At 70.8% G+C, this 13,066-nt stretch carries 11 protein-coding genes and 1 pseudogene; 5 read left to right on the top strand and 7 right to left on the bottom strand.

The window, feature by feature from the left end:
- Nucleotides 1-47: 47 nt before the first annotated feature.
- The 3 genes from Q3Y56_RS04190 to Q3Y56_RS04180 form a co-directional block, all read right to left on the bottom strand.
- Nucleotides 48-1,076, bottom strand: a complete 1,029-nt coding sequence (locus Q3Y56_RS04190; protein WP_304460627.1) for a hypothetical protein — start codon at nt 1,074-1,076, stop codon at nt 48-50.
- A gap of 406 nt (nt 1,077-1,482) precedes the next feature.
- Nucleotides 1,483-2,544, bottom strand: a complete 1,062-nt coding sequence (locus Q3Y56_RS04185) for a hypothetical protein (protein WP_304460626.1) — start codon at nt 2,542-2,544, stop codon at nt 1,483-1,485.
- Between the two features lie 113 nt (nt 2,545-2,657).
- Entirely contained in the window at nt 2,658-4,550 is a 1,893-nt protein-coding gene (locus tag Q3Y56_RS04180) for a polysaccharide deacetylase family protein (RefSeq protein WP_304460625.1), read from the bottom strand.
- Nucleotides 4,551-5,116: 566 nt separating this feature from the next.
- Here Q3Y56_RS04180 and Q3Y56_RS04175 point away from each other — a divergent pair.
- The 3 genes and pseudogenes from Q3Y56_RS04175 to Q3Y56_RS04160 all read left to right on the top strand — a co-directional run bounded on the left by Q3Y56_RS04175 (nt 5,117) and on the right by Q3Y56_RS04160 (nt 8,394).
- Complete coding sequence (locus tag Q3Y56_RS04175; RefSeq protein ID WP_304460624.1) at nt 5,117-6,358, top strand: glycosyltransferase family 2 protein; 1,242 nt, start codon at nt 5,117-5,119, stop codon at nt 6,356-6,358.
- 50 nt (nt 6,359-6,408) lie between these two features.
- Nucleotides 6,409-7,529: pseudogene (wecB, locus tag Q3Y56_RS04170) on the top strand (non-hydrolyzing UDP-N-acetylglucosamine 2-epimerase); the annotation flags it as partial.
- A gap of 166 nt (nt 7,530-7,695) precedes the next feature.
- Complete coding sequence (locus Q3Y56_RS04160; protein ID WP_304460622.1) at nt 7,696-8,394, top strand: family 16 glycoside hydrolase; 699 nt, start codon at nt 7,696-7,698, stop codon at nt 8,392-8,394.
- Between the two features lie 76 nt (nt 8,395-8,470).
- On the opposite strand, the gene Q3Y56_RS04155 is transcribed toward Q3Y56_RS04160, so the two are convergent.
- Together Q3Y56_RS04155 and Q3Y56_RS04150 are read right to left on the bottom strand one after the other, a co-directional pair.
- Nucleotides 8,471-9,094, bottom strand: coding sequence for an isochorismatase family protein (locus Q3Y56_RS04155; protein ID WP_304460621.1), 624 nt, complete (start codon nt 9,092-9,094; stop codon nt 8,471-8,473).
- 82 nt (nt 9,095-9,176) lie between these two features.
- Nucleotides 9,177-10,169: a GlxA family transcriptional regulator gene (locus Q3Y56_RS04150; protein ID WP_304460620.1), complete on the bottom strand. Its 993-nt coding sequence runs from the start codon at nt 10,167-10,169 to the stop codon at nt 9,177-9,179.
- A gap of 168 nt (nt 10,170-10,337) precedes the next feature.
- On the opposite strand from Q3Y56_RS04150, the gene Q3Y56_RS04145 reads away from it, so the two are divergent.
- Nucleotides 10,338-10,775 (top strand): hypothetical protein, encoded by a 438-nt coding sequence (locus Q3Y56_RS04145; RefSeq protein ID WP_304460619.1) that lies wholly within the window; start codon nt 10,338-10,340, stop codon nt 10,773-10,775.
- Nucleotides 10,776-10,828: 53 nt separating this feature from the next.
- On the opposite strand, the gene cynS is transcribed toward Q3Y56_RS04145, so the two are convergent.
- Nucleotides 10,829-11,299 (bottom strand): cyanase, encoded by a 471-nt coding sequence (gene cynS / locus Q3Y56_RS04140; protein ID WP_304460618.1) that lies wholly within the window; start codon nt 11,297-11,299, stop codon nt 10,829-10,831.
- A gap of 93 nt (nt 11,300-11,392) precedes the next feature.
- The gene (locus Q3Y56_RS04135; RefSeq protein WP_304460617.1) at nt 11,393-11,998 is read right to left on the bottom strand and encodes a carbonic anhydrase; all 606 of its coding nucleotides are present in this window, start codon (nt 11,996-11,998) and stop codon (nt 11,393-11,395) included.
- Nucleotides 11,999-12,132: 134 nt separating this feature from the next.
- On the opposite strand from Q3Y56_RS04135, the gene cynR reads away from it, so the two are divergent.
- Complete coding sequence (cynR, locus tag Q3Y56_RS04130; protein WP_304465464.1) at nt 12,133-13,053, top strand: transcriptional regulator CynR; 921 nt, start codon at nt 12,133-12,135, stop codon at nt 13,051-13,053.
- Nucleotides 13,054-13,066 lie beyond the last annotated feature (13 nt).

The raw sequence follows: 13,066 nt of genomic DNA, 5'->3' as shown, positions 1-13,066 counted from the left end.
CGGCCGTGGCCGGAAGCGCGAGGCCGGGACAGGGGCCTACGCCGCGCTCACCGTGCGAACGACACGTCGTAGTACGTGTCGGCCGGTGCCCCCGAGGCGGTGTAGCACCGCACCTGGATGCCGGTGCTCGGCGTCCAGTAGTCCACCTTGCAGTGCCTGGAGTCGGAGCCGTAGGCCGTGACCTGGACATCGCCGTAGCCCAGGGGCATCCCGGGGGTCCAGACGCGGTAGACGCCGACGCCGTGGCGCGTGATCCGGTTGGTGTATCCGGCGGAGTTGTACTGGTACGCCGTCGCCGGCGTGTACGAGCCCGAGGTGGGCTGGTTCGCCCAGGCGTACGCGGCGGGCGCCGTACGGAGGATGCTCGTGCCACGGGTGTAGGTCAGCGTGAACCGGGTGTCGCGCAGGGCGCCGCTGAGGGTGAAGCAGCGGACGTTGACGAGCTGGGCGGATCCGGAGGGATACCAGTTGGCGACCTTGCAGCGCGCTTGCACATCCCCGTACGCGGTGGCCTGCACATGCCCCGCCGCGGAGCCGATGTTCGGGAACCGCACCGTGTACTGGCCCACACCGCCGCGCGTGATGGTGTTGGCGGCGCCGGACGAGTTGAACTGGTACGTCGACGCCGACGTGTACGAGCCCGCGGTCGGCCGGTCCGCCCACACGTAGCCGAAGCGGCCGCCGAGGGAGGAGGTGTTGACGAAGCTCGCGGTGAACCGGGTGTCGGCCCGGTAGCCGGACGGGGTGAAGCACCGCACGTGCACGTCGAGCCGGTCACCGACGGGGTACCAGGAGGCGACGTTGCAGGAGTGGGACGTCGCTCCGTAGGCCGTGACGTGCACGGTGCCGCCCAGCAGCCCGAGTCTGGGCATGCGCACGGTGTACTGGCCGGTGCCGGTGCGGACGACGGAGTTCGCCGCGCCTGTCGAATTCCTGCTGTAGTAGCCGGATGGCGTGTAGGGCGTGTTGAGTGGCGCGGACGGCTGGTTCGCCCACACGTAGGCGTGGCCGCGGCTCGGGGCCGCGTGGGCGGTGAGCGGCGCGAGAGCGATCATGCCGATGGCGAGCGCGACCACCGTCAGGGCACGGAGTATGCGGGTCGGCCATCCCCTGGGATTTTCATGGTTTTTCGCGTGCATCTCTTACCTTCTCTCTGCTGGGATCGGCAACAGGAATGGTGCTGGGATGCGGGAACGGCCGCCTTTGCGCAACCAACGCGGCGGTACGTTTCGGAAGTATTCCGCAGCTTCGACTGGTGGCAGCGCGGCACGGTTTCGGAATTCCCCCCAAGCCCTTTCGCGCGGACGGCGCGATCGGGAACGCCCGGTGGACACTGGTGACATCAGGCCACCGGAGCAATCAGAGAATTACACAGCGCCGGTCGGTTGACCACTCTTTACAACGATGGAGGAGAGGTGAAGGAGCGTAGAGGGAGTGCAACGGCGCTGCACCCCTCTCGATCACGCGCCCCCTCGCCGCCGGCTACCGCCACCAGCGGCGCAGCACGTCCTCCGCGGGCTTGCCGTGCGGGGTGTAGGCCAGGCGCCGTTCGGTCTCCCCGCTGTCGGGCCAGTCGTCCCACATCCACCAGCACACCCCGGCCCACCAGGTCCGGCCGTCGAAGGCGGTCAGCAGCGCGTCGTACGCCGCGGCCTGCTCCTTCGCGGCGGCCCGTTCGCTGACGGTCCAGGAGTACGGCGCGGTGGTCGAGCCGCGCTGACTGACGTAGCCGGCCTCGGTGAACAGGATCTTCCGGTCCTGCCGGCGGGCGAAGGCGGCGAGTTCCGCGACGATCGGCCGCCAACCCTCGGCCAGCCGCTCGGGGTCGGCCGTGGCGGTCTCCGTCAGCGGCCAGTAGGCGTCGATACCGATCGTGTCGAGGGAGGACCAGAACCGGACGCGGCGGTATTCGTCGAAGTTGGCGGCGTAGGTCAACGGGCCGCGGTAGGTGTCGCGTACGGAGGCGATCACCTCGGTCCAGCGCCGGTGGTCGCGGCTGGTGCCGGCCAGTTCGGTTCCGACGGCGAACCGCTCCACGCCGAGCTCCTCGGCCAGCTCGGCGTAGTGGGTGATGAAGCGCTCGTACGCGGAGAACCAGGCGTCCCGGTCGGCGGGCCGGATGTCGGCGCGGTCGCCCCCGTCCACCAGGTCCACATGCGGCTTGAGCAGCACCTTCAGCCCGGTGGCATGGGCGAGTTCGACGACGCGGCGCACGCTGCGGTCGCTCGCGGTCTCCTCGGTGGTGTGCATCGCGGACCGGCGGGGGCCGTCCTGGTACCAGGTGGGGGTGAAGACCACCCAGCGGGCGCCGGTGTCCGCGATCTGCCGCAGATAGCGCCGGGCTTCGGGCCGGTCGTAGTCGTCGGTGCTCCAGGCGGGCAGGGTGATGCCCCGCACCTGTTCGCCCCGGCCGCCGCCGGTGGCGGGGGAGTGGGTGGGACTGCCGGTGCGGGGTGCGGCCGAGCCGTCGCCGCCTCCCGAGCAGCCGGTCAGAAAGGCGAGAGCGGCGGTCACCGCGGCGGTCGCCCGCCTCAGTGCTTTCATCGGCAGGGCCTCACTATGGCGTGACTGTGGCGTTGTACGGATGCCCGTGCCGTCCCCGCCGCACGGCGCGGGGACGGCACGGGTGGTGCTCAGGCGGGACCGGGCGCGTCAGCTCACCCGATCAGGCTCTCCGGGCTGACGAAGGTGTAGCCGAGCTGCTGGAGACCCTCCACGGTCTCCTTCAGCGGCTCCACCGGGTGGTACGGGTGGTAGTAGAAGCTGGCGAATCCGTCGCGCACCGCCAGGTTGGCCTTGGCCGCCTTGACCAGGTCGGCCGGCAGCCGCGGCGGATGGTTGTTGGCCGCGTCGGGCTCATAGCTGCCCAGGTTCTCCGGGAGCACCTTCGACCCGTACACGTCGGTGACGGGGTACGGGAAGAACTGCCCCAGGTAGCGGGTCGGGTCGGCCGCGGCACCGCGCAGCGTGCCCGCGAAGTACAGCGGCCGCTCCAGCCGGGCGGAGAAGTTCTGCGCGAACACCCGGTAGTCGGTGGCCGAGGCGGCGTAGTGCGGGGTGGTCCACAGCTTCGGCCGGGGCAGCCCCACGCGGGCGAACTCGGCGAGGGCCGCGTTGACCCGGCCCTGCGCCCACTCGGCGGAGTCCTCGGCCACCGGACCGTCGTAGACCACCGAGTTGTCGGGGCCCACATGGGCGCGGAAGAACTCGAAGTCGTCGCCGCTCACGCCGTTGTACGGGTTGTCCACGTTGCCGTACTGGTGGGTGTAGCCGTGGTCCATCAGCACCGCGCCGTTGGCGAGCATGTACTTGAGGGTGCTCACCAGACCCGGCCGCTGGGAGAGCTTGACGGTGCGCGGGACGCCGTTGTTCTGCGCCCCCTTGGGGTCGGTGTAGACCGGGATGACGTTGATGCCGTAGGAGATGTTCTGCGACTTCAGATAGTCGGCGAGCGCCCGCAGGCTGGTGGTGTTGGACAGCGGCGTGATGTCCTCCAGCCGCATCATGGCCCGGTGCTGCTCGGCCGTCTGCGGCGCCAGCGCGTCGAACAGCAGGTCCTGGAAGGCGATGACCCGGTCGGTCTCGTTGACGTAGGTGAAGGGGATCTCACCGACGTAGGTCAGGTTGCCGGAGCGGATCGCCCACGGGAAGGCCGTCTCCGTACCGCCGGCCGTGTCCACCGCCTGCGCCACCTCGGTCACCGGCGCGTAGCCCGGCCCCGTCTTGACGTCGGGGTGCAGCACGCCGCCGTCCTGGCCCGCGGGGATCGTGCGGGTGAGCTGCTGGCCCTTGTAGGTGACCTTGCTGACCTGGCCCACGCTGCCGCCGGACCCGTAGAAGGAGGTCGTCGGGTCCCAGCCGTACTTGAACCCGAACTCCTGGCGGCTGATGGAGTTGGCCATGTTCCAGATGTTCGCGCCGACCCAGATGACCGGCCGCTCGGACAGCAGCGTGTCGAGGTAGAAGTCCTCCGGTACGGCGTCCGGGACCTCACCGCCGTAGTAGGTCGAGCCGATGTAGACGGTGGCGTCGTAGCTCTCCAGCATGCCGGAGGTGTACTCCTGGACCGGCTTGGCGGTCACCGTGCCGAAGTGGCCACCGAGGTTGGCCGCGCCCATCGCGTACAGCTCGCCCAGGTGCCCGTACGGGCCCGCAGTGTCGTACAGCACCAGCGTCTTGGCCTGACCGGGCTCGGCGGCGGCCGCGCGCGGCGCGACCCGGAGCCGCAGCCCGGCGGTCGCCGCCGACCGCAGCTTCTTCACCTTCTTCACAAGCCGGTTCGACCGCGGATCCTTCGCCGACCGGTTCCCGGCGGTGCGCTTTTCGGCCATCTCGGCGCGCCGCTGCGCGTCCGCGGACCGCTGCGTCGCCGCCCACCCCTTGATGTCCTTCGCGCGCACCCCGGCGGCGGGTCCGTGTGTCGACGACCGGTCCGCGCTGCCGCCGACGGCGGCCGTGGGCGTCAGGAAACCACCCCCCAGCAGGGCGGCGATGGCCAGAGCGATCACGGCCAGCCACGCCGGCCGGGATCTCCTACGGGGTTCTCGCATCTGTGTACCCCCCTCGATTCGGTCCCGCGTGCTGTGGAACGCAGCCACTCAGAAGGCATCGGATCATGGCTGGATGTGGAGCGAGGAGCATGTTCGAGCCGTCACCGAATTTCCACGCGCGGGATCACGGAGCTCAACAATCCGGAGATTGTGGTGATCGCCCCTCCCCGCTGTCAATGGGACCGTACCGGGAAAAAATCTCCCCTTGAAAAAAGAACAACCGCCCCCGTACGGGCGGATGTGTCTGGTACCTTCCATAAGCGCGCAGCAGTGGGCCTGTTGGGGACGGGTCCGCCACTTCTGCGCCGCGTCACATTGGGGGGACCGATGTACGGTAGGTCTGCTCTGGGATCAGTGCTGCCCTTGGTGGGACTCGCGGCGGCACCGGAAATGATCCCAGGGATTTCGGTTGCCAGGGTTCTCCAGGCAGCCGCCGGTGCGGGATTCCTGCTCTACTGCCTGATTGTTTTCGGATTGATTATCGCGCGTTTTCGAATACGCGCGAACTCTGCTCTGCCGCCTCCGGACGGCGCCGCGCGTGACGGCCGGCCGGCGGTGGACCGGCCGTGACGCTCGAGCCGTTGACATGGGCCGCCGTCGCGCTCATCGCGATGGCCGGGACATACAACTTCAGTCTTTTCCTGCTCTCCCGGCGCCGGGTGCCGCACGCCCCCGGCTCCGGCCGAAGCCGCCGCTACGTCTTCCTGCTCGCCTGCCTCAACGAGGAGAAGGTGCTGGCCGAGAGCCTGGCGCGGATCACCAGCCTGCCCGCCGACGACTGCGTCGCCCTCGTCATCGACGACGCATCCGACGACCGGACGGCCGAGATCGCGCGCGCCGCGGACCCCGAGCGGGTCCGGCTCCACCAGCGCCGGTTGCCCGACGCCCGGCGCGGCAAGGGCGCCGCGCTCAACGACGGCGTCCGCCGGCTGCGGGCGTCCGGGCTGCTCGGCGACCGGGACCCGGACGATGTGATCGTCTGTGTCGTGGACGCCGACGGCCGGCTGGACCGCCATGTGATCGAGGCGGTCGACCCGTTCTTCAACGACCCCCGGACCGGGGCCACCCAGCTCTGCGTCCGGATGTACAACCGGGAGGCGGGGCTGCTGGCCCGGCTCCAGGACATGGAGTTCGTCGTCTACGGCGACGTCTTCCAAACCGCCCGCCGGTCCATCGGCAGCGTGGGGATGGGCGGCAACGGCCAGTTCATGCGGCTGTCCGCGCTGGACTCGCTGGGTGAGAAGCCGTGGAGCGACAGCCTCACCGAGGACCTGGACCTGGGCGTGCGGCTGATCGCACGCGGCTGGACCAACCAGCACTGCACCACGGCCGCCGTCTCCCAGCAGGCCGTGCTGGACCTGCGGCGGCTGGTGCGCCAGCGCTCCCGCTGGTTCCAGGGGCACCTGCAGTCCGCCAACCTGGTGCCGCTGATCCTGCGTGATGTCCGGGGCAGGGCCGCGACGGACCTGCTCTACCACCTGTCCAGCCCGCTGCTGATCCTGCTCACCTCGCTGCTTCCGCTGTCCTTCCTGATCGCCGTGTTCGGCACGGCCGCCGCCTCGTTCCAGGCCGGACGCCCGCTGATCTCCCCGATGTGGCTGCTCGGCCCGTACCTGCTCTCCTTCACCTCCGCCTGGATCTACGGCTTCGTCTACCGCCGGCGCGAGCGGTCGCTCGGAGTGCTCCGGGCGGCGCTGCTGGGACACGTCTTCGTGCTCTACGGCTACATCTGGTTCGCGGCGGGCTGGTGGGGGCTGTGGCGGGCCGCCACCGGCAAGCGGACCTGGCTCAAGACCGCACGTACCTGACGCTCTTTCCCCATTTCCCTTTCCGTCCGCTCACCCGCCTAGGGAGACCCATGTCCTCATCAGGCAGACCGATGTCCTCATCAGGAAGTCCTCTGTCCCCATCGGGAAGTCCTCTGTCTCCATCGGGAAGTCCTCTGTCTCCATCGGGAAGGCTCGTGTCCGTCCGCACCATGCTGCTGCTCGGCACCCGCCCCGAGGCGATCAAACTGGCGCCGGTGGCCCGGGCGATGGCCGTCTCCTCGCTGTTCGAGCCGATGGTGGTGACCACCGGCCAGCACCGCGAGATGCTGGACCAGATGCTGGGCCTGCTCGGGGTCGGGGTGAAGACCGACCTGGCGGTGATGCGGGATCGCCAGGGGCTGCCGGAGCTGACGGCCCGGCTCGTGGCGGGGCTGGGCGCGGCGATCCGGACCGAACGACCCGACCTGGTGGTGGTCCAGGGCGACACCACCACCGCGCTGTGCGGCGCGCTGGCCGCCTTCTACGAACGCGTCCCGGTGGCCCACGTCGAGGCCGGGCTGCGCACCGGCGTCCTCGACAACCCGTTCCCCGAGGAGCTCAACCGCCGGCTCATCGGCCGCATGGCGTTCTGGCACTTCGCCCCCACCGCCCGGTCCGCCGCGTATCTGCGCGCCGAGGGCGTACCGGCCGAGCAGGTGATCACCACGGGCAACACCGTCGTCGACAACCTGCTGTGGGTCCTGAGGGAGGGCGCCGGACGCAGCGCCTTTCGCACAGGCGCCCGGCGGGTGCTGCTGACGCTGCACCGCCGGGAGAACCAGGGGCACCGGATGCGGGCGATGGGGGCGGCGCTCAGACGGCTGGCCGACCGGGGGACGTGGAGATCGTGCTGCCGCTGCACCGCAGCCCCGCGGTGCGCGACGCCCTGCTCCCGGAACTGGCCGGGCACCCGGCGGTGACGGTGGTGGAACCGCTCGACTACCTGGACTTCGCCGCGACCCTGGCCGCCTGCGATCTGGTGTTGACCGACTCCGGAGGCATACAGGAGGAGGCCCCCAGCCTGGGCAAGCCCACCCTCGTGCTGCGGACCACCACCGAGCGCCCGGAGGCGGTGGAGGCGGGAGCGGCCCGGCTGGTGGGCACCGATCCCGAGGCCATCCTGACCGCCGCGACACGGCTGCTGAACGACCGGGACGAGTACGGGCGGATGGCACAGGCCCGCCACCCGTTCGGCGACGGCCGGGCCGCGGAGCACATCGTGGCCCGGCTCGCCGAGGACTTCGGGGCGGACCGGTCCGCGCCGGTGCGAGCGGAGCGGCGGCGGACGACGGGCGCCCACTGGGCGACCGGGCATCGGGCTCGTATGATCCGTCGGCATGACGTCCGTGCGGTGGTGCGCCTTCCGGCGGTTCGCAGGGATCGTGCTCATCGCCGTCCTCGCGGTGAGCGGCGCACTCGTGGTGGACCGCGTCCGCGGAGAGGGGCGGCGGGACGAGCCGGTCCCGTCCTGGCAGGACGGCGCGGTGTACGGGCCGTGGCGGTCGGTCTTCCACGGGTACGGGAGCAACGGCGGCGGGGCGGACGAGCTGACGCTCACCCCGCGCGCGGCCCGCGAACCCGCCCGCACCCATGCCGCACTGGTGGTCTCCACCGCACGCTATGAGCGGGTGGACTACCGGGCGCGGATGCGTACCGCCGAGCAGTTGCGCAGCCCCGAGCCCAACCCGTGGGAAGTGGCGTGGCTGGTGTGGGCGTACACCGACCCCGAGCACTTCTACTATCTGGCGCTCAAGCCCAACGGCTGGGAGCTGGGGAAGCGGGACCCCGACTACCGGGGCGGGCAGCGGTTCCTGGCCACCGGCTCGCCGCCCTTTCCGGTCGGTACCTGGTCGGACATCAGGGTGCGGCAGCGGGGCCCGCGGATGACGGTGGTGGTGAACGACCATCCGCTGGTGGACTTCGAGGACCGGGAACGCCCGTACACGGCGGGCAGCGTGGGCGCCTACACCGAGGACGCCCGTGCCGAGTTCCGGAAGATCCGCGTCGCGGAGCACGGGTTCGACGAAGAGCGGTGAGAAGGGTGTCCGCCACGGCGGACACCCTTCCTGGCGTGGGCCCTTGCCGCCCGCGGAAGGGTGTCCCGCGTACCGCTCAGGCGCGGAGGGCGTCGGCGGTCGGGACGACGAGGCCGAACAGGTCGGTCATGGTGGTCAGGGCGGCGGTCTGGAGGGCGGTGGCGGGCAGGACGGTGCCGTCCGGGGCGGTGAGGGCGCGGGTGGCGGTGGTCTCGGCGACGACGGTGGGCCGGTAGCCGCGGTAGAAGGCGCCCTCGGCGGTGAAGGTGATGCACATGTGCGTCATGAATCCGGCCAGTACGAGGTTGCGGCCGCTGCCCGGGGCGAAGCCCAGGTCGCTCAGGGTCTTCTCCAGGTCCGTGCCGTGGAAGGCGTTGGGGACCTGCTTGACCACGACCGGTTCGCCGTCCACCGGGGCGACCTCGTCGCTGATGGAGCCGATGCGGGCGCGGATGTCGTACGGGGTGTTCTCGCCGCCGTCGTTGATGACGTGGATGACCGGGGCGCCCGCGGCGCGGGCGCGCTCCAGCAGGCGGGCGCCCGCCGCGAGGGCTTCCTCGGCGCCTTCCAGGGCCATGACGCCGGTGCGGTAGGTGTTCTGGAAGTCGATCATGATCAGGACGGACTCGCTCAGCCGGGGCGGCTGGTTGTCCAGGCCGCTCAGGTCGCGCAGGGTCGTGGACGCGGTGTTCGTGCTCATCAGGAACCTTTCATCACGGAAGTGGGCATGGCGAAGGTCTCCGCCTCGCTCCATGCCAGGCAGAAGAGGTGGGTGCGGCAGGTCAGGTCGGCTGCGTGCGGAAGCGGCGGCGGTAGGCCGCCGGGGTGGTGGTCAGCTGCCGCCTGAACGCCCGGTGCAGGGTCTCCGCCGAGCCGAGCCCGGAAGCGGCCGCGACCTGGTCGAGCGGGCAGTCGGTGGTCTCCAGCAGGCGCCGGGCCACCTCGATGCGGGCCGCTTCGACGTAGGCGCCGGGGCTGCTGCCCGTCTCCTGTTTGAAGACGCGGGCGAAGTGCCGTTCGCTCAGGCACATCCGGGCGGACAGGGCCCCGGCGGACAGGTCCTCGTCGAGGTGGTCGGCGATCCACAGCCGCAGCTCGTCGATGTCCCGGCGGGTGGCGGCGGGGCGGCTGAGCGGCACGGAGAACTGACTCTGGCCGCCCTGCCGTTTGAGGTACATCACCAGTTGCCGGGCCACCGCCAGCGCGGTCTGCTCACCGAGGTCCTCGGCGACCAGGGCCAGGGCGAGGTCCAGGCAGGCGCTGATTCCCGCCCCGGTCCACAGCCGGCCGCGGTCGGTGCGGACGAAGATCGGATCGGGGTCGACCGTGACGTCCGGATGGTCGGCGGCGAGCTGGGCGGCGGTCGACCAGTGGGTCGTCGCCGTCCTCCCGTCCAGCAGCCCGGCCGCCGCCAGCAGGTGCGCGCCCACGCACACCGACGCCACCCGCCGGGCGTGCGGGGCGGTCTCCTTCACCCACGCCACGACAGCGCTGTCGATCCGGGCGAGAGGGCCGTCGTCGGCCATGTCGACCGCGCCCGGCACCAGCAGCGTGTCCACCTGCGCGCCGACGTCGTCGAAAGCCACGTCGGTGAGCAGCCGCACCCCCGCCGACGTGCGGACCGCGCCGGCGACCGGCCCGGCGAGGCGGACCTGGTAGCGGGCGTGGCCCGCGGTCTCCCGGTTGGCCAGCGCGAAGACCTCGGCCGGGCCGGTGACGTCGAGGAGATCGACATCGGGGAAGACCGCGATGACGACACGGTGCGGAAGGGGCATGCGCCCATCCTCACCACCGCCCGTCCATGACGGCAATGACGATTCCCTGTCACATACGGACGCCGGGATGTCCCGGGCGGAAGGAACGCATCGGGGGCGAGACGCGATCGCTCCATGGACAATGCCCTTACAGGGCAGTGTTCGTGGGAGCGCAGGGGGAGGAGCATCATGCTGGAGGAACTGATCCTGGCCGGGGGAACCACGGTGGTCGGAGCCATGGCCACGGATTCCTGGATGGCCGCGCGTGACGGGGTCGCGAGGTTGTTCCGCGGCCGGGGAGAAGACCGGCAGGCGGCCATCGAGGCCCAGTTGGACAACAACGCGGCCCTCGTCGTACGGGCGGCCGACGCCGAGCGGGCGCGCCGGAGCCTGCTCCCCGTATGGTTGCTGGAGCTCGAATCGCTGCTGGATCAGCACCCGGACGTGGCCGGCGAACTACGGGAGCTGGTCAGCGAGATCCAGCGGCGGCTGCCCGAGACGCAGCGCGCATGGGTGCAGAACAACGTCGCCAAGGACGGCGGGCAGGTCTTCGCGGTCCAGGGCGGCAACGTCATCGTGCACCAGACTCCTCCCGGACAGGAAGGCGGCAGCGCAGAGGCCCGGTGAGGCGACGAGGCCCCTGCGCGGCGAACCCGACGAGGGTCGGTGGCGAGTGCCTGTCAGAAGGGCTTGGTCGGCAGGTACTTGCCGTCCAGGGTGATGACGGCGCGCTCGCCGCCCTCGGGGTCGGCGACCTTCTTCACGTCCAGCTTGAAGTTGATCGCGGAGATGACGCCGTCACCGAACTGCTCGTGGACCAGTGCCTTGAGCGTGGTGCCGTAGACCTGGAGCATCTCGTGGAAGCGGTAGACGGTCGGGTCGGTGGGGATGCCGCCGGGGATCGAGCCGCGGGTGGGGATCGTCTGCAGCAGCATCACCGCGTCCTCGTCAAGCCCCAGCAGCTCGGCCACGGCCTTCGCGGACGCTTCGGGGAGGGGGTGCTGGCCGAGGACCGCGGCGGTGGTGAACGCCACCGACAGACCGGAGGCGTCGGCGATCTGCTGCCAGGTGAGGTTCTTGCGGGTCTTGGCCGCCACGGCCTGAGCGGCCAGGGCCTGGCGGGCGTGGGGGTCGAACTGGGCGTGCACCATGAGAGGGGCTCCTTTTCTGGGGGCGTGCCGGTCCGCGTGGGAAGAACGGAAGAAGCGGAATGGCAGGTTCTTGGGGGCGGGGTCTGGCCCTGGTCAGGACGCGGGGGCCGTGCCCGTACGGGTGGCATCGAGTGCTTCGACGCGGCCGGTGGCGATGTCGAAGACCCAGCCGTGCAGCGTCACCTTCTTCTCCGAGAGAGCCCGGGCGACAGCGGGGTGGGTGGCCAGGTTCGCCAGTTGCGCGTACACGTTCTGCCGGACCAGGGCCCTTACCTTCCGCGGGCCTGCTTCCCTACCGGCAGTGCGGGCCAGGGCGGCGTCCGCGTGCCGCAGCCAGCCGGCGACCACCGGGGCGCCACTGAGGTCGTGGCCTTCGGCCAGGGCGGTCATCGCTCCGCAGGCGGAGTGCCCGCAGACGACGATGTCGGATACGCCCAGCACGGCGACGGCGTACTCGATGCTCGCCGTCACCCCGTTGGCACCGGGCGTGTAGGCGGGGACGAGGTTGCCGGCGGTGCGGATGACGAAGAGCTCGCCCGGCTCGCCCTGGGTGATCAGCTCCGGTACGACACGGGCGTCCGAGCAGCCGATGAACAGCGTGTGCGGCGTGTGGTGCGCGGCCAGATGGGCGAAGAGGTCCGCCTTGGCCGGGAAGACGTCCTGCTGGAAACGGGCGATGCCGTCGGCGAGGTCGGGCATGGGTCACTTCCTTCGGTGGCTACCGGCCTCCGTGGGCTGGTGCGATCCACTGTGCATGACCTGCGTCTATAGCGTCCAAGAGCTGTTCACCATGATTGCTATTGGCCATGTCTATAGTTCTGGGTATGGCCACCCTGGAACTGCGTCACCTGCGCTACCTGCTCGCCGTGGCCGAACACGGCAACTTCACCCGCGCCGCCGAAGACCTGCACATCTCCCAGCCCACCCTGTCCCAGCAGATCAAGCAGCTCGAGCGCACCCTCGGTGTGCAACTGCTGGACCGCACCGGCCGCACCGTGCGACTCACGGACGCCGGCGCCGTCTACACCGACCACGCCCGGCGCGCCCTGCGTGACCTGGCCGTCGCCGAACGCGCCGTCCACGACGTGCAGGACCTCTCCCGCGGCCACCTTCGGCTGGGAGTCACCCCCACCTTCACCGCCTACCTCATCGGCCCGCTCGCCGCCGAGCTCCACACCCGCCACCCCGGGGTCGACCTGACCCTGGTGGAGATGGCCCAGGAACGCATCGAAGCGGGGCTGCTCGCCGACGACCTCGACCTCGGCATCGCCTTCGCCGGCTCCCACCTACCCGGTATCACCGCCACCCCGCTGTTCACCGAAACCCTCAGCCTGGTCACCGGGGCCCACCACAGCCGGACGCCGCCGGAGCCCCTACCGGTCCGGGCCCTGGCAGACCGGCAACTGGCGCTGCTCAGTGGCGACTTCGCCACCCGCGGCCACATCGACGCCTACCTCACCGACCACCGCGTCACCCCCCGCATCGCGGTCGAGGCCGACTCCATCCAGGCCCTCACCGAAATCGTCCGACGCACCGGTCTGGCCACCGTCCTGCCCGACGCGATCACCCACGACCACCCCCACCTCACCCCCGTCGCCCTGGCCCCGCCCCTGCCCGCCCGCAGCGTCACCCTCCTGCAGCGCGAAGGCGCCTACCGCAGCGCCGCCTCGCGCGCCTTCGCCCAGCTCACCCACGACCTCGTCGGCACCCGCCGCTCCACCCGCCCTCATCGACAGGGCTGCCCGCCCTCCTGAAACCGCATCGCGC

This window comes from Streptomyces sp. XD-27 (genome assembly GCF_030553055.1).
Lineage (GTDB): Bacteria > Actinomycetota > Actinomycetes > Streptomycetales > Streptomycetaceae > Streptomyces.
Note: the sequence above shows the minus strand (reverse complement) of the source record. Positions and strands in the feature narration are given on the sequence as shown.